A 25,942-nucleotide genomic window follows, 5' to 3' on the forward strand; every position below is an offset into this window, starting at 1 on the left:
CATGAACCGCTTCGCCCTCGCGGCCCTCGCCGCCCTCACCCTCTCCGCTCCCGCCTTCGCCGGCGACTACCGCGCCGGCGGGATCGAGGTCCGCCGCCCGTGGACCCGCCCCGCCCAGGCCGGCATGAACGGCGTCGGCTACCTGACGGTGGCCAATGTCGGCGCCAAGCCGGTCAAGCTGGTCGGCGTCGAGACCCCCGCCGCCCGTTCGGCGACCCTGCACCAGTCCAGCATGGCCGGCGGCGTCTCGTCGATGCGGCCGGTGACCGGCGGCCTGACCATCGCCCCCGGCGCCAAGGTCGACTTCGCCCCCGGCGGCTATCACCTGATGCTGATGGGCCTGACCAAGGCCCAGGCCCTGGGCGGCAAGGTTCCCCTGACCCTGGTGTTCGACGGCGGCCGCAAGCTGCGCATCGACCTGTCGGTCGAGGCGGGTCCGCCAAAGGCCGATCCGATGGCCGGGATGCATATGGATCATTGAAGACGGCGTAACCTGCACGTCAGAACCCCTCTCTCTTTGAGAGAGGGAGGGCGAATAGTGTCCGCCTCCGTCGCGGAGCGACTTTCGGCGCCCGATACCGTCGCACTTCGCCCGCCCTCCCCCAAACATGACAAAAAAGTAAGGGGCGAAAAGGCCCCGGGGATGGCCAAGTCGCGGTTCGGATTTTCCAACGGATCGCTGCTTCCATGAAACGAATCTGGTTCGCCGCCGCCGCCATGGCCGCGCTGTCCCTCTCGGCCTTCGGCGCCCAAGCGCGCCCAAATCTCCTAGAGGGGGACCACGACCACGCCTGCCTGAACGACGGCTGCACCCTGCAGTCGCTGTTCGTGGCCGCCGACACCCCGACCGCCGGCGCGCCGACGATGTCGCTGGAGTCGCCGCGCTACGGGACCTGGGGCTTCGACGCGGCGGGCATGGACCGTTCGGTCAAGCCGGGCGACGACTTCTATAAGTTCGCCAACGGGACCTGGGACGCCAACACCGCCATCCCCAGCGACCGCACCCGCTACGGCAATTTCGACAAGCTGTCGGAACTGTCGGAGGCCCGCACCAAGGCGATCATCACCGAGGCCGCGGCCAGCACCGCGCCCGACGCCGACACCGTCAAGATCGGCGCCGCCTACAAGGCGTTCATGGACGAGGCCCTGGCCGAGAAGCTGGACGCCAAGCCGATCGCCGGCGAGCTGGCCGACATCCGCAAGGTCGGGACCAAGGACGACTTCACCGCCCTGATGGGCCGCAATCCCACCACCGGCTATTCGGCGATCCTGGGCCTGGGCATCGGCGCCGACGCCAAGAACCCGACGCGCTACGCCGTCTACGCCACGACCGGCGGCCTCAGCCTGCCCGACCGCGACTACTATCTCGACGCCAAGTTCGCCGAGAAGAAGACCGCCTACGAGGCCTATATCGCCCAGACGCTGACCATGATCGGCTGGGACAAGCCCGCCGAGAGCGCCAAGGCGATCGTGGCGTTCGAGACCCAGCTGGCCGACGCCTCCTGGACCCGCGCCGAGCGCCGCGACCGCGACAAGACCTACAACCCCGCCACCCTGGCCGAGCTGCAGGCCCTGACCCCGGGCTTCGCCTGGAACCGCTATCTGGTCGGCACCGAGCTGCCCAAGATCGACCGCGTGGTGGTGACCACCAACACCGCCTTCCCCAAGTTCGCCAAGGTCTATGCCGACACCCCGCTGGACACGCTGAAGGCCTGGCAGGCGTTCAAGGTGGCCGACGGCGCCGCCCCGATGCTGTCCAAGCGTTTCGTCGACGCCAGCTTCGAGTTCCGCAACAAGACCCTGGCCGGCCAGCCCGAGCAGAAGCCCCGCTGGAAACGCGGCGTCGCGGCGGTCAACGGCCAGCTGGGCGAGGCGGTCGGCCGGGTCTACGTGGCCCGCTACTTCCCGCCGGAATCCAAGGCCAAGATGATCGACCTGGTCGGCAACATCCGCACGGTGCTGAAGGCCCGCCTGGAGACGCTGGACTGGATGTCGCCGCAGACCAAGGCCCAGGCCGAGGACAAGCTGGCCAACTTCACGGTCAAGATCGGCTATCCCGACAAGTGGCGCGACTACTCCAAGCTGGAGGTCAAGGCCGACGACGTCTACGGCAACGCCCTGCGCTCGGCGGCCTTCGAGTGGCGTCACGACGTCGATCGGCTGAACGGGCCGGTCGACAAGAGCGAGTGGGGCATGACCCCGCAGACGGTCAACGCCTACTACAACTCGGTCAATAACGAGATCGTCTTCCCGGCCGCCATCCTGCAGGCGCCGTTCTTCCATCCGGACGCCGACCCGGCCGTCAACTACGGCGGCATCGGCGGGGTGATCGGCCACGAGATCAGCCACGGCTTCGACGACCAGGGCCGCAAGTCGGACGGCAAGGGCATGCTGCGCGAGTGGTGGACGGCCGAGGACGCCGCCAAGTTCAAGGCCCAGGCCGACATGCTGGGCGCCCAGTACGGCGCCTTCGAGCCCCTGCCCGGCGCCAAGGTCAACGGCCAGCTGACCATGGGCGAGAACATCGGCGACATGGGCGGTCTGGCCTTCGCCCTGCAGGCCTATCACGCCTCGCTGGGCGGCAAGCCGGCCCCGGTGATCGACGGCTTCACCGGCGACCAGCGAGTCTACCTCGGCTGGGCCCAGGTCTGGCGCTCGAAGATCCGCGACGACGCCCTGCGCCAGCAGGTGGTCAGCGACCCCCACTCGCCGGCCTATTACCGCGTCAACGGCACGATCCGGAACCAGGACGGCTGGTACAAGGCCTTCGACGTCAAGCCCGGCGACAAGCTGTACGTGGCGCCGGAGGACCGGGTTCGGATCTGGTGACTTCGACCGGGGACATGCGCTCGCGCGTGTCCCCACCGACGCCCTGAAACTGGGGACACGCACAAGTGCATGTCCCCAGGCCAGAACGCAAAAACGGCGGCCCGCATCGCGGAGCCGCCGTTTTTATCGAGTCTGTCAAAAACTGGAGCCAGACCCCAGATACACCAAACCCGTCGCGGGGGATAATCGCGACGGGTCCAGCTATTTCTCGATCATTCGATCTAGGTGGGCGTTTCCTCCCCGAAACGCCGAAGGAAGGGAGCTCTCTTTGGGCTCGTTTCTTCCTTGCAAGGGTTAGAAACGGCAAATCCGAGATGGTGTCAACGGCAACGATCGTGAATCCGCAAGGGCTCGCGATATTTTTGACATAAAACCGTTAGATTGGACCGGCGGGTCAAACTTATCGCCGATCTCCTACCGGTTTTTTGACAATCCAGTCAAAACTTACCGGACCAACCGCTCCCGAAGCTTGTCCAGAACGGCCGATCGCGACTCGAAGACGTAGTCGGGACGCGAGACCGTGACCGGCTCGACTCCGGCCGCCCCCAGGGCGGCGGCGGCCTCGAACAGGTCCGAGGCGGCCAGCAGGGCGCCGTTGGCCCGGCGAGCGCCCTGGCCGACGAACGCCGCCACGGCCGCCTGGCCCGCCGTGTCCTGCTCGGCCGGCCACACCAGGGTGGCCATGTTCCGCGCCCGCCCCTTGGCCTCGACCACCGACAGCAGCCGCGCCAGCGACTCGATCTGGCCGTCCGTCCACGGCGTGATCAGCGAGGCGGTCAGCTGGGCCTGGCTCTTGAGGATCACCCCGTCGCTCAGCACCTTCAGCCCGTTGGCCGCCAGGGTAGCCCCGGTGGTGGTGATGTCGACGACCAGCTCGGCCGCGCCGGCCGCCGGGGCGCCCTCGGTGGCGCCGCTGCTCTCGACGATCCGGTAGTCGGCCACGCCGTGGCGGGCGAAGAAGGCCCGGGTCTGGGTGACGTACTTGGTGGCCACCCGCAGGCGGCGGCCGGTCTTGGCGAGATGGGCGTGACCGACCTCGTCGATGTCGGCCATGGTGTCGACGTCCAGCCAGCTCTTGGGGGCGGTGACCACCAGGTCGGCGCGGCCGAAGCCCAGGGCCCGCAGCAGCATGACCCGCGCGTCCATGTCGTCGCCGCGCTCGCGCAGCAGGTCCTCGCCGGTGACGCCCAGGTGCAGCTCGCCGCTGTCCAGGCCCGCGGCGATGTCGCCGGCCGACAGCAGCCGCACCGACACGCCCGGCAGGCCCGACAGCTCGGCGCTATAGCCACGCGAGCCGCCCGACATCTCCAGCCGGAAGCCGCACTCGGCCAGCCAGGCCTCGACCTGCTCCTTCAAGCGGCCCTTCGAGGGAATGGCGAAGATCATCGGAGCAGTCATTCGCCGCCTCCCGCATAGGCTCGCGCGGGACGGACCATGCAGCCCACCGCGCCGGTCTTGGTTTCCGCGCCCACTCTTGTTGTATCGAGGCGCGCGGGCAGGCCGTCGTAGCGGCCGCCGGCCGCCACCGGCCGCTCCTCGTCCAGGGCGTCGCTGCGCACCTCGAACAGGAAGCCGTCGTAATAGCCGAACGCCCGGCCGAAGGCGGCGGTCAGGCGCAGGCGGTCTTCCGGCACGCCGCGCGCGACCATGCCGGCCAGGCGCTGGCGCCAGCCGCCCAGGGCCGCGTCCAGCGCCGCCCGCTGCGGGCCGCCCAGGGCGGAGATGGCGTCCAGGGCCGCGCCCGGACGGTCGCTGACCGCCAGGAAGGCCCGCACCGCGTCGGCCTCGGCGGTCGACAGCTTGCCGGCCTGCACGGCCTGGGCGCGCTCGACCAGGCGGTGGGCGATCTCGGCGGGACGGCGGCCGCCCACCGGCTCGATGCCGGCCAGGGACCACAGCTCCTGCAGCACCGCCGAGGCCTCGGCCTCGGGCAGGCCGGCCAGCAAGGCGGCGATCCGGCTTTTCTCTTCGCCCACTGCTTGTCCGAGGGCCGACGATCCGCCCTCGAGCTCGATCTTCAGCTGGCGGGGCTTGGTGAAGGCCCGCTTCAGCCGCGCGCCCAGCGGCGGGGTCAGGCCCAGGCTGTCGACGAAGGCGCCGAACAGGCCGACGTCGCCCAGCAGCAGGGTCAGGTCCGAGCGTCCGCCGGCCGCGGCCGAGGCCCAGGCCAGGGCGGCGATCTCGGCGTCGGCGGCCACGGGATCGCCGGCCTCGAAGGCCTCGACCCCGACCTGCAGGAACTCCTCGGCCCGGTCGCTGCCGCGCGGCGCGACGCGGAACGCCTTGCCTTCATAGAAGTAGCGGCCTTGCCCCTTGCCGGCCGCCAGGTGCTCGCGGGCGATGGCGACGGTGAAGTCGGGGCGCAGGCAGGCCTCCTCGCCGACATCGCCCGAGACCACGAACAGCCGCGAGCGCATGGCCTCGCCGGCCAGGTCCAGCAGCAGGCCCAGGGGCTGCAGCACGGGCGCGTCGGTCGGCGTGGCGCCGGCGACCAGGAACGGAGCGCGGATGGCGTCGAGCGCCTCCGTCGGAATGGAACGCTCGAGCCTCACATCAACCCCCGATGATCGTCTTGACCGCCGCGACCAGCTCGCCGCGCGGGATCGTCTGCTGGCCGGGCCGCTCGGCCTTCCAGGCGGCGTTGTCGGCGACGCCAGCGGCGAGCTCGCGCCCAAGATCCAGATCCTTGATCGTGACCGTGCCGGCCGCGATCTCGTCGCCGCCCAGCATGATGGCGGCCGGCGCCATGCGGCGGTCGGCGTATTTCATCTGCGGCCGCATGCCCGAGGTCCCGAGATAGACCTCGGCCGCGATGCCGGCGTTGCGCAGCTCTCCGACCACGGAGAAGTACTCGCCCATGTGGGCCTGGTCGAAATTGATGATCACGACCGGCCCGCGCGCGACGCCGCCGGGCTCGCGCCCCGCCGCCCGCAGCGCCGCCGCCAGGCGCGAGACGCCGAACGAGAAGCCCGTGGCCGGGGTCACCTGGCCGGTGAACCGCGCCACCAGGTCGTCATAGCGCCCGCCGCCGCCGATCGAGCCGAACGACACCTTCTGGCCCTTGTCGTCCGTGGTCGACAGCAGCAGCTCGGCCTCGAACACCGCGCCGGTGTAGTACTCGAGCCCCCGGACGATCGACGGCTCAAACAGCGCCTGGTCGTCGGCCACGCCCAGGCTCTTCAGGGCCGCGTCGATCTTGGCCAGCTCCTCCAGCCCCTCGTCGCCCTCGGCCGAACCGCCGATGACGTTGGCGATCTTGGCCAGGGTGTCCGAGCGCCCGCCGGATCCGGCCTGGACGAAGTCCAGCACCGAGTCGATCGCCTTGCCCGCCAGGCCCGCGCCCTTGGTGAAGGCGCCGCTCTCGTCCAGCCGGCCCTCGCCCAGCAGCAGGCGCACGCCCTCGACGCCCAGGCGGTCCAGCTTGTCGACGGCGCGCAGCACGCCCAGCTTCTGGCCGTTGGTCTCGACCCCGGCCGCGGTCAGCAGGCCGTTCAGGAGCTTGCGATTGTTGATCTTCAGCACCGCCGCGCCGCGCGGCAGGCCCGCGGCCTGCAGGCCCTCGACCGCCATGGCGATGATCTCGGCGTCGGCCTCGGGACGGGCCGAGCCGACGGTGTCGGCGTCGCACTGGATGAACTCGCGGAACCGCCCCGGCCCCGGCTTCTCGTTGCGCCACACCGGCCCGAAGGCGTAGCGGCGGAACGGCTTGGGCAGGGTCTCCCAGTTCTGGGCGGCGAAGCGGGCCAGGGGCGCGGTCAGGTCGTAGCGCAGCGCCATCCACTGGTCGTCGTCGTCCTGCAGGGCGAACACCCCCTCGTTGGGACGGTCGCTGTCGGGCAGGAACTTGCCCAGGGCGTCGGCATATTCGAACGCCCCGGTGTCCAGCGCCTCGAAGCCGTAGCGCTCATAGACCGCCGACACCGCCTCCAGGATCGCCCGCTCGGCCCGCAGATCGCGGGCGCGCTTGTCGGCGAACCCGCGCGGGTTGCGGGCCTCGGGGCGGAAGGCTTCCGCCGGGGGGGTGTCTTTGGTGTCGGTCATGCGCGCGTCGGGTCCTGGTCGTAGGTCTCGACGGATGGCGCTTGTACGAAGCCCCATCCGCCTTGGGCGGGGCTCAGGCAGGGGGTTCGCCTAGAGCGAACGGACCCGGCCGATCCCGCGAGGCGAGGTCGGATGGTGGTGGCGGCCGTGATGATGCGGCGTACGGGTCATGGTAGGCGGGGCTATAGCGGATGAGGCGGCGGGGGGGAAGGGGTTCTACTTCACGGGCTTCAGGCCCAGCTTCCAGGTCCTCACATATTGCTACGGCACCTGAACATGCTACCTATGAGAGCTTAACCTTGGGAGGGGTAATGGATGCCGTATGAAAAGACGCACGCTGAATTGCAGGCCGAAGCCGCAACGGCGTTAAAGAGCTTCCCCATAAATCTTGACGATGTCAGGCGCGTTGTTGAATCCCTACTTAGCCGGGTACATTCAAAATTCTTTTCCTCATACACGGTACATGACTTCGGCCATGTCCATGAAATGCTCAAATCTCTTGACTGGATAATCCCACCAGCCGCATCCAAAATTATGTCACCCGGAGATTGGCTTCTTCTAGTTTTAGCTATATATTTGCACGATATCGGACTAATAGTTACTGACGAAGAATTTAATGACCGAGCAAAGACCGGTTTTCGAGATTTTTGTGAAACGAGATTATTTTCTGGACCTGAGGGTGCTGACTACAGAGCGAAAGTCGACGCAATCAAAGGCGACGAACACGATCGTTTTCTATATCAGGAATTTGTTCGAGCTAACCATGGGGCTCGTTCCCGTTGCTGGATTGAGGGCAAATCGGACCCTTCAATTGGCTGCACTGACCGCTCTTTGTCGGAAATTAGTCGCCTCCTAAGCCCATTATCACCGGAAATCCGATTTGACCTTGGATTGATTTGCGAAAGCCACAACCTCGATGACGTGGACAACTCAAAAAAATACAAACTCACGCAGCCTTATGGCAACAGTGACAATGAGACCGTCAATATACAATATATATCGCTAATACTTAGAACATCTGACCTTCTTCAAATAACAAGTGATCGGGCTCCCCCAGTCTTATTTCGACTGGTCAACCCCACTGATCCGGTGTCACAAATTGAGTGGGCGAAGCAGAAAGCTGTACGCCGGGTCATGTCCCTACCCGGGCGAGACAAAGAAGGCGTGATCGACGAATCTGCACCGAGAGATACAGTCGGCGTATTCGCTAAGTTCACGGATGAGAATGGATTTTTCGGACTAACTTCTTATTTACGATACGCTGAATCACAGCTCGCTAGGTCATACGAAATTGCAGAAAAGTCAAAAAGGGATACCCCTAAGAAGTATCCCTTTCCATGGAGACATATAGACACTTCAGGGATTGAGGCGGAAGGATTTCTTACTGAGACGTTCGGCTTTGAACTGGATCAAGCCAAGATTCTCGACCTACTTACCGGCCACACTCTATATAATGACAGCACGGTGGCCGTTCGCGAACTGATCCAGAATGCAATAGATGCTGTGCGCCTCCAGGCGGGAATTGCTGGTCAGGATTCCACTAAGATTGGCCGAGTGGACATACGGTGGAATTCAGAAAAAAGAGAATTGTGCGTTTCGGATAATGGAACCGGAATGACACAAGAAATTGTCCAAAAGCACCTTCTTAAGGTCGGCTCCTCAAGATACCAAGATCCGAAATTTCGCGAACAATATCCGAACTTTTCTCCCATCAGTCGCTTTGGTATAGGCGTCCTATCGGCGTTTATGATCGCAGACAGCGTAGAAATAGTCACCTGTTCTCAGGATGAAGACCAGGCCCGCCAAATATCATTGCGCTCGGTTCACGGGCAGTACTTGATACGCCTTCTAGATAAAACGAGCGATTTGCCCGCTAAGCAGCTCGCCCCAAACGGTACATCGGTGACCCTTAAGCTACGGGCAAGCGCGCGACGCGTGGACGTACTAGCAACTGTAAGAAAGTGGATTCAATTCCCACGCTGCGCGGTGAATGTATCAATCGACGATGATGAACCGATAGCTGTTGGTTTTTCCTCACCGAAGGCCGCAATCGAGTCATTCTTGGAAACGCCAGAGACAGCGAGGCGTTTTTCATCGACAAAGACCAAGGTTGTTGAGCGTAAAGTTGACGGACTTGAGCTCGCTTATGCTCTGAAATACGATTCATTCTTTAGAGACTGGTCGTTTATCACTGTCGGCGACAGAGAGGAAAATTTGCGCGATGAAATAGCTCCGATAGGAACGGCGATTGAAGGTATCGCAGTTGATTTTAGCACGCCAGGCTACCTATCTAGAGGGCTTCTAGCTTGCGCCAATGCTACCGGACCGAGTGCACCTCGGACCAACGTGGCTCGCTCTTCACTTGAAGAAACGCCCGAAGAGTTAAGAGCCACGAGGAGCATATATGACGTATTCTACGACCACATCCGGGAAGAGTCGCAAAGGTTGCACAAGGAGGAGGGCTTTTCATTGACTAAATCCGTCAATGAGATGCCCTATCTCATGAGCCCCCTGGAGAACGAACGCGTTGCTCGTGTGGCAAAACGCGTCATTAGCGAAACTGCTTTTGCCGAACTACCGCTCTTTCTCGTCGAGAGCCGAGAGGGAAGGAAGGCGGCATCATTAAGCCAGCTGATTGAGGCAGGGACGTTCTTCACCACAGATTCGCAACTCGTCCGGTCGATCGAAACGCTTGTGAAAGAGGCGCAACAAGATCTGCAATCTGGCGATCTTCTCGAAGCGTGCGGGTTCGAAAATTCTGCAAAATCGAGCAATAACCTTTTCGTGCAGAATATCCGGGAATCTGGCTCGACCTACTCAGTCCTGTCAAAGCATTTTGAACCGTCGGAGCTAACGGCCGACCCGAAGTCACGCAGACTGGACGCAAAGTGGACACTGGTTGGCAGCGAACCTATGTGGGGCTCTGAGAGATCTATCTCCATCAGATTAAGGCGTACTGGCAATAGAGACTATGTTCCCTATCTAAGCGAGTTTAGTGAACGAATGCGCATGAATAGGCGTGGATCTCCGGATGATGTATATTTCGCCGTCGGAGAACCGGCCACAACGGGTCTCGATGGATATCAATTTGCGACCCTAAAAGGTGCCGTATATCTTCTGCCGGGGACTCCTATTTCGGATTTTATATCCCCACTTTTACTCTCTGACGATGAAGGAAAGAATTTAGAGGCGATTGTATACCTTGACTCCATCCGATTCGTGATGCGGGGAAGACCATCATCGATCGAAGATTCTTTAGAGTTCGCTGAGTCGTCACTTAAGGAGCAAGCAGCAAAACTTCGAGCCAATATGTTGACGCAAATCCCGGAATTTTTGGGCGCTTTACAACAATGCGGCCCTGAGCTCGCGTGCTTTGATCCATTTGCATGGCTTCAGCGCGGATTTGAGGGTGACCTCTAGAATGGAAAATCCAATTCAGAAATCATCAGGAAGCCCCTCCGAGCTTCCGCAAACGGCAAATGAGGCTTACTGCTGGGTAGATCAGTGGTTGAGCGAAAACATATTGTGGTATAGGAAAAAAAAGAAAGATAGACAAGTCACGAGTTCTATCATACGGATTTTATGTATTTTGATGTTTTCGGGAGGGGCAATTTGCCCCTTGCTCTCCTCCGCATTGAAAATAGATATAAACGACTGGGGCTATCTACTCCTCGCAACCGGTGCCGCTCTCTTGGCGATCGATAAGTCGTTTGGACTAACCTCGGCTTGGGCTAGATTGCTAGCGACTGCGATGCGCCTTGAAGCGACGCAGGCTACTTATCGGGTGAAATGGGCCTACGTGTTGTCGCAAGCTCAACCGTTTGACTGGTCAGCTCTATGCCTTGAGCAAGTCGAACTTGCCTCTTCCGTTATGCAAGCTGAAACCTCACAATGGATGAATGAAACAAGAGCCGCATTTGATAAGTTAAGTGCTGACGGCAAGGGGTAAGCACGCCTCCGCTCGATTGCTTCGGACCCGGACAATAGATCAAGCCAACCACCTACCTAAGCTCCATCCCCTTTTCACCACGGGCACACACCCACCCCACCCCCAACAAATTCAACGCCCTACGCCCGCCCACGCCGAGCACAGACCCAATCTCGTCCTACACCTCCAAAACGCCCGCATAATACTCCTCGCCCCACCACCGGGGAGGCCGTCCAGCTGGCGACCTGGCGGGTGGCGGGGGCGGTCGAGCGGGAAGCGTTCGTCGGTGGTCTTGAGTGACGCTTCGCATGGTCCTGGGCAGGCTCCTGAAACATCGGGACGAAGCCCAGGCGGCGAGGGATCGGCGGAGGCGCCAGGCGCGGGCTGAAATCGCCCGCGCGGTCCAGGACACGCCAACGTCCTGCCCGCCGGGGGCCTCCATCGGAGCGGGTTAAAAATCCGCGATCCGAAGGCTCTCGAGCACAGGCCGCGCGGAGCGCTCCGGCCCAGGCCGAAACGGTACACTCCACAATCCTACACCGGGCATGGCCCGGACGCTCCGCCGCCCCCCAAGCCTGTCGGGTTTCCCGACGGGGACATGCGCTCGCGCGTGTCCCCAACAGACACCGTGCGAGATTTGGGGACACGCCCGAAGGGCATGTCCCCGGCCGCGCGCCAGCCCCACCCAACCTTCATGGAGATTTCGATGAGCAAGCCCAAGCCGCCCACGCCCGCCAACGATCACCTGGCCGCCTTCGGGAAGACGGACGACCTCGACCGCCTCACCGACGCGGAGATCCAGGCCCGGCTCGAGTCCTCGGGCGAGGCGTTGATGCGGGAGATCAATCTGAGGATCCTGCGCCTCCGGGAGCAGACCGTGGCCCGATTGGCGGCGACGGGGAGCAAGGACCGTCCCTGACTATCGGGCGCCTGACCGTCGGGGACTGCGCGCGGCGCATGTCCCCGACCACGTCTCCAATGTTCTCCAGGTCCATCCAAGTCTTAACGACGCCTTTACTGATTTATCCACAGCCGCCCACAGTCCACGAACATGAACGTCGTGTAATCTGTCACAGAAGTAATCCACCTTTCAGGCTTGTAACTTGAGATGACCGTCCGGGGTCGGCAGTTATCGCGACATCTGAGGGGATGACACGATGACCAAGACCATGCTGCTGGCGACCGCCGCTGCCTACCTGACCGTTGCGGGCGCCGCCCACGCCGCCGACGCGCCGCAAGCCGCCCAGGCCCCCGTTCCGACGGGTCCGACCAGCCAGGCGCCGCTGGACGACGCGACCCAGAAGGGCGTGCTGGTCTTCACCCCCGACTTCTTCGCCAGCCAGCGTCCGAACACCGCCCTGGACATGGTCGAGCGCGTGCCGGGCTTCACGCCCGACGACGGCGCCGGCACCCGCGGCTTCGAGGGCTCGGTCGGCAACATCCTGATCAACAACAACCGCCCGGCCTCGAAGAACGACGCCGGCACCGACGTGCTGGACCGCACCTCGGCCAGCCAGGTCGACCGCATCGAGCTGATCCGCGGGGGCGCGGCCGGCATCGACATGCAGGGCTATTCGGTGGTGGTGAACGTCATCCTGAAGACCGCCGCCAACCGCCAGTCGATCGTCACCTGGAACAACGTCCTGTTCGACGGCGGCCACGACGTCTGGGGCGGCAGCTACCAGTTCACCGCCAAGAACGGCGAGCGCAGCTGGAGCGTGCTGCTGAGCGACGGCACCTCGACCAGCGACTCCAACGGCGTGGGCCGCAACATCCGCCGCGACGCCAGCGGGGCGGTGCTGCGCGACGAGGCCTTCGTCAATGACGGCTGGGGCGGCGGCGACTCGGCGCGGCTGAACTATTCGGGGCCCCTGGCCGGCGGCAAGATCGAGGCGACGGCCGAGTACGGCATCCACGACTGGCAGGAGTGGCAGAAGATCACCTCGCCGGGCGTGCTGCGCTACAGCGACTACGCCGAGGACACCAAGTCGGGCGAGCTGGGCCTGACCTATATCCGCCCGATCAAGCCGAAATGGACGCTGGAGACCCGGGTCATCCACCAGTTCGAGGACTTCGACGAGGTGGCGACCGGCAGCGACAACGAGGCGGGCGTCGCGCAGCGCTTCACCGCCAAGGGCGACTCCTCGGAGTCGATCCTGCGGGCCCTGGTGCGCCACGAGCGCAGCGCCGCCCTGACCATCGAGGCCGGCGGCGAGGTGGCCTACAACATGCTCGACACCCAGCAGGCCTATGTCGAGAACGGGACGGCGATCGACCTGCCCTCGGCCTCGGTCAAGGTGGAGGAGCTGCGCGGCGAGGCCTTCACCAAGGCGACCTGGCGGGTGAACCCCCGGCTGACCCTGGAGGGCGGCCTGCGGCTGGAGACCTCGACGATCAAGCAGTCGGGCGACGCCTCGAACAAGGAGAGCTTCTTCTACGCCAAGCCCCGCTTCCAGGCGACCTGGACGCCCAAGGCCAACCACCAGCTGCGGGTGCGCTTCGAGCGCGAGCTGGGCCAGCTGGACTTCAACGACTTCGTGGCCTCGTCCGACTTCGACGACGGCAACGTCTACGGCGGCAATGTCGAGCTGGTGCCCGAGCAGCGCTGGATCTCGGAAGTCACCTACGAGCGCCGCTTCTGGGGCGAGGGCATCGTCTCGATCGGCTATCGCCACGACGAGATCATCGACGTGATCGACCGCCTGCCCCTGCCCGGCGGCCTGTCGGCGACGGGCAACATCGGCAACGGCACGCTGGACAAGCTGTCGGTCAACATCGTGGTGCCCACCGACAAGTGGGGGATCAAGGGCGGCCGCTTCACCTTCAAGAACGACTGGAACGAGACCCACGTCACCGATCCGACCACGGGCGAGGACCGTCCGATCTCGGACATCCGCCCGACCCAGGCCAATATCGGCTTCCAGCAGGACATCGCGGCCTGGAAGACCCAGTGGGGCGTCAACTGGCTGCCGCTGCTGGGCCTGGGCACCTACGACCCGGACCAGACCAGCGGCTGGCGCGGGGCGGGCTATGTGGAAAGCTTCGTGGAGTACAAGCCCACCCCGACCCTGTCCCTGCGGGCCCAGCTGAACATCTGGGACGACTTCGTGATCCGCCGCACGGTCTATTCGGACCGCACCCCGCCCCGGCCGGTGGACTTCACCGAGGAGCGCGACATCAACCCGCGCACCTTCGTGACGCTGCGGCTGCGCAAGACGTTCTAGCCATGGCGCGGGCGGGCCGCCCCTCATTGGGGCATGCCTTACTGGGCCATGCCTTACTGGGGCATGCCCTACTGGGCCATGCCCTACTGGGGAGGCCCGCCCGGCCCCTGGAAGTCGAAGCCGGGGTCCTTGCGGGCCTTGCCGGTCCCGAAGGTCCAGGCCAGGCTGACGCGCAGCATCCGGGCGTCGACATCGCGGACCACCAGGCTCTTCAGGGCCGGCGTATCGATCACCTGCTTGTCGCGATAGAGGCCCAGCACGTCCTGCACGGTGACCACCAGCGACAGGCGCTCGTCGATCTTGCGGCGATAGCCCAGGTCGATCCCGGCGGACGGCATGGCGTAGCCCTGGGCCGTCAGGCGCTTGCCGCTCAGGAAGCCGTTGACCTGGAGCAGGTCCTTGGGCGTGGCCTGCCAGCTGAGGCTGGCGCGGCCCGAGGCGGTGACGGCCGACCGGTCCTCCGTGAAGCCGAGGTTCGACCCGTCCAGCTGCGCCCAGAACAGGTTGGAGCTCAGATTGTAGGTCAGGGTCTTGGAGAGCTTGCCGTTCAGCACCAGCTCCAGCCCGCCGTTGCGGCTCTGGGCGACATTGGCCTTGGTGGTGACGAACACCCCGCCGCCGATGTCGGTGACCACGTCGCTCATCACCTTGTCGTTCTGGCGGTAGTACAGCGTGGCCATCGCCAGCAGCGGGGCCTTGCGGTACTGCCAGCCCAGCTCGAACGACCGGGTCTCCTGCGGCTTCAGGTTCGGATTGCCGATGCGGTAGTTCAGCGGGTCCAGCATGAACGGGACCGGGTTCAGGTCGAACGGGCCGGGGCGCTGCAGGCGCTCGCTGTAGCTGGCCGTCAGGGTCTGGCGCTCGCTCAGCGGATAGGACAGGTGCAGGCTGGGCAGCCAGTCGGCGGTGTTGTTCTCGTCCCGGCGGCCGGTGGTGGCCAGGTCCAGCGCGGACTTCTCGTAGCGCAGGCCGGCCAGCACGGTCAGGTCGCCGACCGGCTGCTGGTAGGTGGCATAGGCCTGGCTCAGGGCCTGCTCGTAGAGGAACTGGTTGGTCAGCAGCGGATCGGGCGTCAGCCCGTCCTGGCTGGCGCCCCGGAAGCCCTGGTTGACGTAGCCGTTGTCATCGAACTGCAGGTCGAACCCCAGCTTCAGCGTCCGCTTGTCACCCATCGGCCGGACATAGTCGCCCTTCAGGTCGGTCTGGCGCAGGTCGTAGCCCAGCCGTTGCTCGTCAAAGGCGCTGGAGGCGACCGGCAAGGTGGCGACGGTGTGGCCGGCCCGCACCCGATTGTCGTCGGTCACGTCATAGCTGAGCTTCAGGGTCAGCTCGTGGCCGTCCCCCTCGAAGCGGCGACGCAGGTTGGCGCCGACCATGGCGTTGTCGCGCCGCTGGCGTACCGTCAGGTCGCGCTGGAAGGCCTGGGTCGGATTGCCCGCCCCGTCCTCGCGCGCCGTGTCCCCCTGGCTGTCGACGGCCAGGTCGAAGCGGCTGAGGCGGGCCTCGCCGCCGAGATGCAGCTTGTCGCTCAAGTCATAGTCGACCGAGCCCTGGCTGGTCACGCTCTCGAAGTCGAGCTGGGTCTTGCCCTTGGTTTCGCTGTCGAGATCGGCCTGCCGGCGACGTTCGTAGTCGACCTGGTCGGCGGTGTCCCGGCGGTAGTTGAGATCGCCGGACGCCGACAGCTTGCCGCTGTTGTAGCCCATGTTGCCGCTGATCCCGCCGCGCCCGGAATCGCCGGTCGTCAGCCGCAGCCCGCTGGTGCGCCCCGCGCCCTTGGCCTTCTTGGTGATCAGGTTGATGACCCCGCCCGTGCCGTCGGCGCGGAACTCGGCGGACGGGTTGGTGCTGACCTCGACCCGGTCGATGCGGTCGGCGGGCATCTGCTGCAGGGCCTGGCCGCGCCCCTCGCCCTGGAACAGGCTGGAGGGCTTGCCGTCGATCAGGATGGTCACCGACGGATCGCCGCGCAGGCTGACATTGCCCTGAACGTCGACGTCCACCGAGGGCAGGTTGCGCAGGGCGTCGGCGACCGAGCCCGCCTGGGCCGACAGGTCGCCCGAGACGCTGTAGCTGCGCCGGTCGATCGAGGTGCGCACCTGCGGCGCGTCGGCCTTGACCTCGACGGCGCTGACGCCCGTGGAAGCCTCCGCGGGCTTCTGCGGCGCGGGAGGCGCGACAGGCGCCGCGGTGGAAGCCGCTTGAGCGGCGGCGAACGCCGCCCAGACCAGGCCGATATGCACTTGGGAACCCCCTGGAAAATCGCTGACGAACGCGCCGCCATGGCTTATGATACAGCTGTATTTTGCGATAGAATACAAATGTACTTTCGGTAATGGAGCAGCTCATGCGGATTTCGGGCGCCGAGAGCCAGGTCATGGAAGCCCTGTGGCGATGCGGGCCGCTGACGCCGGACGGCGTCGTTGCCGAGGTGGGCGAGGCCCACGACTGGGCGCCCGGCACGGTGAAGACCCTGATCACCCGCTTGCTGCGCAAGGGCGCCATCGCCGGGGCGCGCGAAGCGGGCGGCTATCTCTATCGGCCGCTGGTGTCGCGGGACGACTATGTGCAGTCCGAGAGCCAGGGCCTGGTCGACCGGCTGTTCGGCGGCGAGGTGGCGCCGCTGGTCGCCCATTTCGCCCAGCACCGGGCGCTGACGGCCAAGGACGTTCAGCTGCTTAAGGACCTGATCGCGGAGATCGAGGACGATGGCTGAGATGCTTTCCGTCGTCCTAGCCACCCTCCTGCGCGCCAACCTGGCCCTGGCGGTCGCGGTCGTCGGGGTGATGGTGCTGCGCCTGCCCGTGCGGCGGCTGTTCGGCGCGCGGGTCGCCTACGGCCTGTGGATCCTGCCGCCGCTGGCCGCCTTGGCCATGCTGGCCCCCGCGCGGGTGGTGACGATCCGCCTGCCCGTGGCGACGATCGAGAAGGCGGAAACCGCCTTCGCGCCCACGGCGGCGACCACCGCGACCGCGCCGTTCGACCTCCAGCCGCTGCTGGCCGCTCTGTGGCTGGCCGGCGTCGTCGCCTGCCTGGCCTGGCAGGTCTGGCGGCAGGTCCAGTTCGCGCGCGCCGCGCGCGCCGGACGGGCGGGGCCGGCCGTGGTCGGGGTGCTGCGTCCGCGCGTGGTGACGCCGGCCGACTTCGCCCAGCGCTACACCCCGGCCGAGCGCGAGGTCGTGCTGGCCCACGAGCAGGTCCACCTGGAGCGGGGCGACCCCCCGATCAACGCCGCCCTGGCCCTGCTGACCTGCGTGAACTGGTTCAACCCGGCCGTCCACGCGATGTCGCGCTGGCTGAAGATCGACCAGGAACTGGCCTGCGACGCCCGGGTCGTCGCAGCCTATCCCAAGGCCCGCAAGGCCTATGCCCAGGCCATGCTGAAGACCCAGCTGGCCGCCCGCCCCCTGCCGTTGGGCTGCCACTGGTCCAGCCATCCGCTGGCCGAGCGCGTGCGCCTGATCACCCGCCCAGCGCCCAGCCGAGGCCGCCGCCTGGTCGGCGCGGGCCTGACCGTCGTTCTGGGCCTGGCCGGCGCGGTGGGCGCGTACGCCGCGCGCCCGGCCAAGGTCGCCGTGACGTACGAAGCGCCGGCCGTCGCCTCCGAGGCGCCCGCCGCCGCAAGCCTCTCGTCTTCGCCGCGGCGTCCGGACCGGCGGGCGCCGCCGCGTCGGCCGGCTGAGCCTCGCCCGCCGGCCCCGCGCGCGGAGATCAAGCCGGTCGCGGACCCGCTGACGCCGGTCCCGACGCCGCCTCTCGAGCCGATCCGCCCGCCCGGCGAGCTTCGTCGGTTCCGCATCATTCACGCGGTCGCCGATCGCTCGCTGGTCCGGCCCGGCTCGGCGGTGCGTGTGGTGGCCAGCGGCCTGTCGCCGGACGGCGTCCCGCTGTGGTCGGACTTCACCGCCTTCGGCTCGCAGCGCCTGTATCGCAAGGGCGCCTACGAGCGGAGCGGCAGCCGCTATTCGATCTTCACCAGCGTGGTCCAGGAGGGCGAGCGCCTGCGGGTCACGGTCAGCCTGGGTCGCACCTTCCGGCCGGAACTGACGGGCACGATCGACCTGGCCCCCAACCAGACTGGAACCGTGCGCCTGCCGACCGGCCAGCCCATGGTCGTCACCGCCACCGTGCGACCGGAGACGCCGGACGAGATGGAGGAAGGCCGGAACCTGTCGGCCTTGGCGGCCGGCCACTGGGGGTAAGCTTCACCTCACAGCTCCGCTCATCCCGGCGAATGCCGGGACCCAGATCCCATAGCGGAGAGGCTGATTGGAAGGACTCAGAGCCGTTGGCGTCAGCCACACCGTCATTCTATCTGGGTCCCGGCATTCGCCGGGATGAGCGGATGTCGGGAACCTCCGGGCCTATTTCCTGAGCCGCTGGATCAGCGTCGTGGTCGACGGATCGTGGCTGCCCGTCGCCCCGCTCTCCAGCTCCGGCAGGATGCGCCCGGCCATCACCTTGCCCAGCTCCACGCCCCACTGGTCGAAGCTGTTGATGCCCCAGATCACGCCCTCGACGAAGGTCTTGTGCTCGTAGAGGGCGATCAGGGCGCCGAAGGTCTCGGGCGTCAGGCGCTCCATCAGCACCAGGGTCGAGGGCCGGTTGCCAGCGAAGGTGCGCTGCGGCGCCAGGGTGGCGATCTCGGCTTCGGAGACGCCCTTGGCCTGCAGCTCGGCGACCACGTCCTGCGTGGTCCGACCCACCATGAACGCCTCGGCCTGGGCCAGCAGGTTGGACAGCAGCTTCTCGTGCATGCCGGCCGGGCCCTCGTCGGACTTGGCCACGCCGATCAGCTCCATCGGGGTGATGTCGGTCCCCTGGTGCATGCACTGGAAATAGGCGTGCTGGACGTTGGTGCCCTCGTCGCCGAACACGACCGTGGCGGTGCCGCGCTTGGCGGGCTTGCCGTCCGGACCGACGGACTTGCCGTTGCTCTCCATCTCCAGCTGCTGGAGGAACGAGGCCAGGCGGCGCAGGCGGTGCGAATAGGGCACGACCGAGCGGGCGCGGCGGTCCAGGCCGTTGCGGTTGAAGATCTGAGCCAGGGCGATCAGCACCGCGGCGTTCTGTTCCAACGGCGCGGTGCGAAAGTGCTCGTCCATGGCCGCCGCGCCGTCCAGGAAGCCCTGGAACGCGTCCCAGCCGCAGGCCACGGCCACCGACAGGCTGACCGACGACCACAGCGAATAGCGGCCGCCGACCCAGTCCCAGAAGCCGAAGACGCGGTCGTCGGCCACACCGAAGGCGGCGGTCTTGTCCAGGGCGGTGGAGATGGCGGCCAGGTGCTGGTTGGCGCCGGTTTCGCCGAGGGCCTCGGCCAGCCAGGCGCGGGCCGCGCCGGCGTTGGCCAGGGTCTCCTGGGTGGTGAAGGTCTTGGAGACCACGATGACCAGGGTCTGTTCCGGATCCATGTCGGCCGTGGTCAGGGCGAACTCGGCGCCGTCGACATTGGCCACGAAGCGCAGGTCGATGCTGGGCTTCACCGGGCGCAGGGCGTCCCACAGCAGGCGGGGACCAAGGTCGCTGCCGCCGATGCCGATGTGCAGGATGGCCTTGAACGGCTTGCCGGTCGCGCCCTTGATCTGGCCCGACCGCACTGCCTCGGCGAAGGCCTTCATCCGGGCGCGGACGGCCTCGACCTCGGCCATGACCGGGACGCCGCCGGCCTTGAAGTCCGCATCGGCCCTGGCGCGCAGGGCGGTGTGCAGGACGGCCCGGCCCTCGGAGCTGTTGATCGCCTCGCCGCCGAACATCCGGGCCCGGGCGCCCTCGACGTCGGCCGCATGGGCCAGGTCGAGCGCGGCCTCGAGGCCCGCCTCGTCCCAGGCCTGTTTGGAGAGGTCGATGTGCAGGCCGGCGACGTCCAGCGTCAGGGTCTCCAGACGCCGGGGCTCGGCGTCGAACATCTCGACGATGCGCTTTTCGCCGGCGGCCTTGGCGGCGTCTTCCAGGCGGGTCCAGGCGGCGTCGAGATCGGCCATGCGACATTCCTTCACAATAGGAGGCCTTCACACTAAAGGCGGTCGAGTTGGTAAATCGGCGTTTACCCGGGCGGGCTTACCAAACCCCTGCCGCCACGTCATGAAGACCAATGACGTTTTTCGCGGGGAGTGCTCCATGTCGTGTGACGCCGTCGCTTTTTCCGCCATGCTGATGTTCGCATCGTTCACGCCGGACGCTCAGGCGGACGCGGCCCCGGCCGTGATCCAGCCGGCGCCCGCGCCGGCCTCGGTGCCCCCCCCTTCAGTTTCCGGCGAGCCGCTGTTCCTCGACATCGTCGGCCGGGCCAAGCGGCTGAAGGCCCAGGCCGAGGCCTATCGCGCCGGCCTGCCCAAGGACCCCGCCGCCGTCGCCGCGGCCCTGAAGGGCTTCGACGTCTTCCAGGGCAAGATCGCCGAACTGGCGGCCCAGGACATGAAGGGCCACGTGACCCTGAAGGAGCGCGGCGCGGTCGACGACCTCAAGTGCATCCTGCGCGGCATCAGTCAGGACCTGCCCGAGAAGCTCAAGGCCGTGGGCGAGGCCAAGACCGTCAAGGACCAGGACCTGGCCCTGCGGGACATGGTCTATCTGCTCAACGACAACGTCGAAGTGATCACCGCCCCGCCGCAGCCGGCGGCCTAAACAAAACTCCGCTCATCCCGGCGAAGGCCGGGACCCAGATCCCATGGCGTGGGGCCTGACGGGACGAGCTCTGCGCTTGAGGAACCCGCCTCTCCGCTATTCCATCTGGGTCCCGGCCTTCGCCGGGATGAGCGGATCTAGGGAGCCCTAAGCGTCCTTGTACTTCACCGAGCACCCGTAAGGCTGGCTGTAGGCCACGGCCACCTTCCGGCCGGCCTTCACATCGTTGAGCGCGGCGACGACGTAGTTCCTGGCCGTCTTCAGGTCCTCGACCTTGGCGCTGGGCGTATCGTCGATCGCGCCCTCGTAGACGATCTGGCCCTCACGATCGATGACGAACATGTGCGGCGTGGTCTTGGCCTTGTAGGCCGTGGCCACCGTGCCCTGGGGATCCAGCAGCATCGTCGTGGGCTTGGCGCCCTTGGCGTTCATCCAGGTCTTGGCGGCCGCGCCGTCCGGGAAATAACCCTGCTTGCCGGGCGCCGACGAGGCGACCGACAGCCAGACCACGCCGTCGGCCGTGGCGGCCTGCTGCAGGCCCTGCATGTTGCCCGAATAGTGCTTCTTCACATACGGGCAGCCCTCGTTCACCCACTCCAGCACCACCACCTTGCCCTTGAACTCGGACAGGGAGCGGGTCTTGCCGTCGACATCGACGGCGGTGAAGGCCGGCGCGGCCTTGGCCAGGGCGAGGGACGGCGCCAGCAGCAGCCCGGCCAGGGGCAGGCCGGCGGCGACGAGGCGGCGAGTGATCGGCATGTCGGTTCTCCCGAACGTTGAAAGCCCTCCGCCCTCACGATTCCACAAAACCGCGTTCCGCGAAAGACTCGCAACAGGCTTGACGTATTCGCCGCACCTTCGCCATCCGGGCTTGATAAGGCCAAGCTAGCCCTTCAGAAGATCGCGTCCTCCCGAGCACCGCCCACCGACCATGTCGCCGAAGTCCAAGATCTCCGCCGCGCTCGCCGCCCTCGGCCTCGTCCTGGCCGGCTGCGCCACCGAGACCAAGACCACGGTCTTCGTGCCGGTCGTGGCCCCGACGCCGCCCAGCTCGCTGACGCCGCAGCCGGTGATGCTGTTCAACCAGACCAAGGACGGCCGCAAGCTGTTCACCCTGGACGCCGAGTTCCCCTATTGCGACGTCGAGACCGGCAAGCTCATTGTCGTGCCGCGCTGGTACGTCACCGACTTCGCCAGCGTGCCCTGGTACGGCCAGGGCTTCGTCGATCCGCAGGGCCCGACCGCGCGGGCGGCCATCGTCCACGACTGGCTCTACACGATCGGCGAGCCGGGCAAGCGGCAGGAGGCCGACGACATCTTCCTGCGGGCGATGCTGAAATACGGCGTGCCGCCGTTCCAGGCCAACATCGCCTACAAGGCCGTGCGGATCGGCGGCGAGAAGGGCTACGGCCTGATCACCGACTGGAAGTTCACCGACCCCAAGCGCCAGGACTTCTTCCAGCCCGCGCCGTTCGCCAAGCCGAGAACGGGCGCGGTGCGGATCCTGCCGCGCTGCCAGGGCTTCGGCGCCCTGATCCAGTCCGGCTGGCGGGCCTATCCGATCAGGACCCCGATCATCGCCGCCCCGCCGCCGGTGGTCGTCACCCGCACCCCGCTGGACCAGGTGAAGGAGCGCCTGCCGTTCGGCGTCGGCGACAAGAAGAAGTAGCCTAGGCCGCCCCCGCCTCGGGCTGGGCCTCCGCGCCCTTGCGATAGGCCGCGACCAACTGGCGGTAATAGGTGGAGTTGAAGGCCACCACGGTGGCGACCACCCCGACCGCGCCCGCCAGGGTGAAGACCAAGGCGATGCCGCGCTCCGGCCCACGTCCGAACCAGTCGCCGATGGCGTCGGCCCCCGATCCCGTGGTCATGAACGGGATGAAGATGAACTGGGTCAGGGGGCCGATCAGGAAGGCGGTCAGGGGCGAGGCGGCCTGCTCGACCGACTGGGCGAAGCCGAACACCCGGCCCTGGCGCTCGAACGGCACCACCTTCTGCAGCGTCGTCTGCTCGGCCGCCTCGGCATAGGGGCCCAGCAGCATCCAGACGAAGCAGCCGGCGGCCAGCAGCCAGATCGACGACTGCACCGTGAACACGCAGCACACCGACCAGGTGACCAGGTTGACCAGCAGCAGGGTGCGCAGCGGGTTGGGGCCTAGGCCCGTCTTCGAGATCACGATCCCGCTGAGGATGAAGGCCGTCGACAGGAAGCCGAACAGCAGGCCCCAGGCCTGCACCGAGACCAGCGACAGGCCGTAGGCGTCCAGCAGCGCCATGAAGATGCCGCCCAGGAAGTTGTTGAAGGAGGCGAACAGGATCAGGGCGAACAGGCCCGGCACCGCGCCGATCACCTTCAGGGTGCCGGCGATGTCCACCCGTCGGGGCTCGGCGGGCGCGTCGGGGTGCGGCGCGTCGCGCGGCTCCTTCACGTCCACGGCCAGCAAGTGCGCGAACGCGGCCAGGGTGAAGGTCATGGCGAAGATCAGGGTGTAGAACATCCCGCCCCACGCCACGAGGAAGCCGCTGATCACCGAGGTGGTCAGGAAGCCGATGCCGGTGACCATCCCGACCAGGCCGTTGGCCTTGTCGCGCTCGGGCTCGGGGATCAGCACCGTCACCAGGGTGGGCAGGGCGATGGACCGGATGTTGCCGGCGATGACGCCCAGCATGGTCAGGCCGATGAAGATCCACAGGTGCGGCTTGGAGACGTCGGCCAGGCCGCCCTTCGGCGTCAGCTGGTGGGCGATCAGCGCCAGGGCGTAGAACACCAGCGACGCCACGCTCGAGCCCAGCATCACCGTCTTCTTGAGATGGTGATCCACCAGGCTGCCGAACCAGAAGCCGGACGCGGCGGTCAGCACCAGATAGACGCCGGCGATCATGCCGGTGGCGAAGACCGAGCGGGTCTCCAGATAGACGTAGAAGGTCAGGGCGAACCAGACCGTGAAGTTGGTGATGTTGGCGACCAGGTTGTTGCCGAGCAGGTGGTGGAACACCACCCGCGACCGGGGCTTGCTCTCGGGTTTGGATGGCGCGCTCGACATGCGCCGAACCTGCCAGCCGCTCCCGCCGAACGCAATGTTCGCCGAACCGCGCTAGCCCTTGGCGGCCTTTTCGATCGCCTCGATCACCAGGCCCTCGGTCAGCAGCTGGGGCAGGATCACCGGTTCGCCGCTTCCCTTGGGATAGACCAGGTACAGCGGCACGCCGGCCCGTCCGTGCTCGGCCAGGGCCGCGGCGATGGTGGCGTCGCGCTTGGTCCAGTCGGCGCGCAGCAGCACGGCGTCGGAGGCCTTGAAGGCGTCGATCAGGCGCTGACCCTTCAGGGCCGTGCCCTCGTTGACCTTGCAGGTCACGCACCAGTCGGCGGTGAAGTCGACCATCACGACCTTGCCCTGCGCCTGCAGCGCCGCGACCTTTTCCGGGCTCCAGGGCTCGGAGGCCAGGCCCGGGCCGGCCGGAGCCTCGGCCGATGCGGCGGCGGCCGGCGTCGAAGCGGCCGGAGCGGCGCGGACGCCGACCACGACCAGGGCCACGGCGGCCGCCAGCGACAGGGCGGCCAGGACGAACGGAACCGCCGCGCCCTTGCCGCCGATCTGCCGCGCCTGGGCCAGGCCGTAGAGCCAGGCGGCGAAGGCGACCAGCACGCTGGCGGCCAGCAGGGCGGCCAACGGGATCGAGCCGGTCTGCTGGCTGTAGACCCAGGCCAGCCACGCGGCCGTGGCGTACATCGGGAAGGCCAGGCCCTTCTTAAGCACGTCCATCCACGGACCGGGACGCGGCAGGCGGCCCAGCAGGGCGGGGACGAAGGCCAGGATCACGAATGGCGCGGCGAAGCCCAGGGCCAGGCCCAGGAAGACGGCCAGCGACAGCAGCGGCGGCTGGGTCAGGGCGTAGCCCAGGGCCCCGGCCATGAACGGCGCGGTGCACGGGGCGGCCACCAGCACGGCCAGGGCGCCGGTCAGGAACGAGCCGCCGATCCCCGAACCGCTCGCGCCCGAAGCCACGCCCTGCACCGAGGCGCCGACCTCGAACACGCCGGACATGTTCAGGGCCACCAGCAGCATCAGCAGGGCCAGGGCGGCGACCACGGCCGGCGACTGCAGCTGGAAGCCCCAGCCCACGGCCGCGCCGCCGGCCCGCACGGCGATCAGCAGGCCGGCCAGGACCAGGAAGGTGACGACCACGCCCGCCAGGAAGGCCAGGCCCTGGACGCGGGTCTTGCCGGCGTCGTGGGCGTGGGCGGTCAGGCTGGCGGCCTTCATCGACAGGATCGGGAAGACGCAGGGCATCAGGTTCAGGATCAGCCCGCCCAGGAAGGCGAAGGCCACGGCCAGGGGCAGGCCCAGGCTGGCGCCTTCAGCCGACCCGTGGGCCTTGGCCGGAGCGGCGGGCGGCGCGCCCAGACCGCCGGCCGCGGCGGGGATGGTCCCCGGGGTGGCGGTGATCTCGTAGGCCGCGCCGTTCAGGGCCAGGACGCCGGAGAGTTCGGTCGGCTTGGCCTCGGCTTGCGTGAAGTCGTAGCCGGGGGTCAGCGACAGGGTCAGGCCCTCGGGGCCGCGCTCGATCGCCTGCTCGGGCGGATGCTCGATGACCTTGCCGGAATAGGGATAGAAGAACGCGCCGGAGATGTCGGCGCCCTTCAGCGGCGCGCCGGTCACGGCCAGCTTCAGCACCGAACCCTGCAGTTCGAACACCGCCTTCAGCCCGGCCGGTTTGGGGGCCTTGGCCAGGGTCTCGGCGACCTTCGCCCCCCACTTCGGATCGGTCCCAGGCATGCCCGCCACGACCGGCAGGGTCAGGGTGACGACGGCGTCCTCGGGCACGCAGACCTGCTCGCAGACCAGGAAGGCGGCGGCGGCCTTCAGGGTGACGACCGAGCCGACCTGGGCGTTGGCCGGCACGCTGATCGGCACGGGCAGCAGCACCTCGCCGGTATAGGCGAAGTCCAGCAGCGGCCCGACGCGGCTCTTCTCCGGGGTCGGCCAGACGATGTCGCCGGCGGTCCAGCCGGCCGGCAGGGTCCAGACGATGCGGGTGGCGTCGCCGGCGTCGCCGGGATTGCGCCAATAGGTATGCCAGCCCGGCTGGATCTTCTGGCGCAGGGCTACATAGACCGTCGAGCCGGGGGCGACGCCGGCCTCCTGGGACACCAGTTCGACCTCGATATGCCCGGTCTGGACGGGATCGGCCTTGGCGTCCCCGCTGAACAACGGCGCGCCCAGCAACAGGGCGACTACCAGCGCCGGGAGAACGGCGAACAGCTTTCGAAGCGACATGAACGAGTTCCAGG

At 66.7% G+C, this 25,942-nt stretch carries 18 protein-coding genes; 10 read left to right on the plus strand and 8 right to left on the minus strand.

What is annotated here, in order from left to right; genetic code table 11:
- The first annotated feature begins 1 nt into the window (after position 1).
- Together AC1DYP_RS13925 and AC1DYP_RS13930 are read left to right on the plus strand one after the other, a co-directional pair.
- The gene (locus AC1DYP_RS13925) at positions 2-481 is read left to right on the plus strand and encodes a copper chaperone PCu(A)C (protein WP_477046810.1); all 480 of its coding nucleotides are present in this window, start codon (positions 2-4) and stop codon (positions 479-481) included.
- A gap of 206 nt (positions 482-687) precedes the next feature.
- The gene (locus AC1DYP_RS13930; protein WP_477046811.1) at positions 688-2,829 is read left to right on the plus strand and encodes a M13 family metallopeptidase; all 2,142 of its coding nucleotides are present in this window, start codon (positions 688-690) and stop codon (positions 2,827-2,829) included.
- 444 nt (positions 2,830-3,273) lie between these two features.
- Here the strand turns inward: AC1DYP_RS13930 and hisG are convergent, their stop codons facing one another.
- From hisG to hisS, 3 genes are read right to left on the minus strand one after another with little or no spacing between them, the layout of a single operon-like run.
- A complete protein-coding gene (gene hisG / locus AC1DYP_RS13935) occupies positions 3,274-4,227 on the minus strand; it encodes an ATP phosphoribosyltransferase (RefSeq protein ID WP_477046812.1) in 954 nt (317 codons plus the stop codon).
- Positions 4,224-5,381 (minus strand): ATP phosphoribosyltransferase regulatory subunit, encoded by a 1,158-nt coding sequence (locus tag AC1DYP_RS13940; RefSeq protein ID WP_477046813.1) that lies wholly within the window; start codon positions 5,379-5,381, stop codon positions 4,224-4,226. The genes hisG and AC1DYP_RS13940 overlap by 4 nt, the downstream gene beginning before the upstream one ends.
- 1 nt (position 5,382) lies before the next feature.
- Positions 5,383-6,870 (minus strand): histidine--tRNA ligase, encoded by a 1,488-nt coding sequence (hisS, locus tag AC1DYP_RS13945; RefSeq protein WP_477046814.1) that lies wholly within the window; start codon positions 6,868-6,870, stop codon positions 5,383-5,385.
- 315 nt (positions 6,871-7,185) lie between these two features.
- Here hisS and AC1DYP_RS13950 point away from each other — a divergent pair, with 315 nt between their 5' ends.
- From AC1DYP_RS13950 to AC1DYP_RS13965, 4 genes are all read left to right on the plus strand, one after another.
- Positions 7,186-10,290 carry an HD domain-containing protein gene (locus tag AC1DYP_RS13950; protein ID WP_477046815.1) on the plus strand — a complete coding sequence of 1,035 codons (3,105 nt, stop codon included), beginning with the start codon at positions 7,186-7,188 and terminating at the stop codon, positions 10,288-10,290.
- 1 nt (position 10,291) lies between these two features.
- On the plus strand, positions 10,292-10,819 hold the full coding sequence (locus AC1DYP_RS13955; protein ID WP_477046816.1) for an SLATT domain-containing protein: 528 nt from the start codon (positions 10,292-10,294) through the stop codon (positions 10,817-10,819).
- A 685-nt stretch (positions 10,820-11,504) separates the two neighbouring features.
- Positions 11,505-11,717 carry a hypothetical protein gene (locus tag AC1DYP_RS13960; protein WP_477046817.1) on the plus strand — a complete coding sequence of 71 codons (213 nt, stop codon included), beginning with the start codon at positions 11,505-11,507 and terminating at the stop codon, positions 11,715-11,717.
- A gap of 238 nt (positions 11,718-11,955) precedes the next feature.
- A complete protein-coding gene (locus AC1DYP_RS13965) occupies positions 11,956-14,022 on the plus strand; it encodes a TonB-dependent receptor plug domain-containing protein (RefSeq protein ID WP_477046818.1) in 2,067 nt (688 codons plus the stop codon).
- Positions 14,023-14,105: 83 nt separating this feature from the next.
- Here AC1DYP_RS13965 and AC1DYP_RS13970 read toward each other — a convergent pair whose 3' ends face one another.
- On the minus strand, positions 14,106-16,265 hold the full coding sequence (locus AC1DYP_RS13970; protein WP_477046819.1) for a TonB-dependent receptor domain-containing protein: 2,160 nt from the start codon (positions 16,263-16,265) through the stop codon (positions 14,106-14,108).
- Between the two features lie 104 nt (positions 16,266-16,369).
- On the opposite strand from AC1DYP_RS13970, the gene AC1DYP_RS13975 reads away from it, so the two are divergent.
- Entirely contained in the window at positions 16,370-16,738 is a 369-nt protein-coding gene (locus tag AC1DYP_RS13975) for a BlaI/MecI/CopY family transcriptional regulator (RefSeq protein ID WP_477046820.1), read from the plus strand.
- Positions 16,731-18,224, plus strand: a complete 1,494-nt coding sequence (locus tag AC1DYP_RS13980) for a M56 family metallopeptidase (RefSeq protein ID WP_477046821.1) — start codon at positions 16,731-16,733, stop codon at positions 18,222-18,224. Before AC1DYP_RS13975 ends, AC1DYP_RS13980 begins: the two co-directional genes overlap by 8 nt.
- 162 nt (positions 18,225-18,386) lie before the next feature.
- Here the strand turns inward: AC1DYP_RS13980 and pgi are convergent, their stop codons facing one another.
- Positions 18,387-20,006 carry a glucose-6-phosphate isomerase gene (gene pgi / locus AC1DYP_RS13985; RefSeq protein WP_477046822.1) on the minus strand — a complete coding sequence of 540 codons (1,620 nt, stop codon included), beginning with the start codon at positions 20,004-20,006 and terminating at the stop codon, positions 18,387-18,389.
- 136 nt (positions 20,007-20,142) lie between these two features.
- Between pgi and AC1DYP_RS13990 the strand changes: the two genes are divergently transcribed.
- A complete protein-coding gene (locus AC1DYP_RS13990; protein ID WP_477046823.1) occupies positions 20,143-20,649 on the plus strand; it encodes a hypothetical protein in 507 nt (168 codons plus the stop codon).
- A 147-nt stretch (positions 20,650-20,796) separates the two neighbouring features.
- Here the strand turns inward: AC1DYP_RS13990 and AC1DYP_RS13995 are convergent, their stop codons facing one another.
- Positions 20,797-21,408 (minus strand): thioredoxin family protein, encoded by a 612-nt coding sequence (locus tag AC1DYP_RS13995; RefSeq protein ID WP_477046824.1) that lies wholly within the window; start codon positions 21,406-21,408, stop codon positions 20,797-20,799.
- A gap of 172 nt (positions 21,409-21,580) precedes the next feature.
- Here AC1DYP_RS13995 and AC1DYP_RS14000 point away from each other — a divergent pair, with 172 nt between their 5' ends.
- Positions 21,581-22,318: a DUF1353 domain-containing protein gene (locus AC1DYP_RS14000; protein WP_477046825.1), complete on the plus strand. Its 738-nt coding sequence runs from the start codon at positions 21,581-21,583 to the stop codon at positions 22,316-22,318.
- 1 nt (position 22,319) lies between these two features.
- On the opposite strand, the gene AC1DYP_RS14005 is transcribed toward AC1DYP_RS14000, so the two are convergent.
- Positions 22,320-23,693, minus strand: coding sequence for an MFS transporter (locus AC1DYP_RS14005; RefSeq protein ID WP_477046826.1), 1,374 nt, complete (start codon positions 23,691-23,693; stop codon positions 22,320-22,322).
- A gap of 51 nt (positions 23,694-23,744) precedes the next feature.
- On the minus strand, positions 23,745-25,928 hold the full coding sequence (locus AC1DYP_RS14010; protein ID WP_477046827.1) for a protein-disulfide reductase DsbD family protein: 2,184 nt from the start codon (positions 25,926-25,928) through the stop codon (positions 23,745-23,747).
- Between the last annotated feature and the right edge of the window lie 14 nt (positions 25,929-25,942).

It is taken from the genome of Caulobacter sp. P1_D6 (assembly GCF_056406095.1).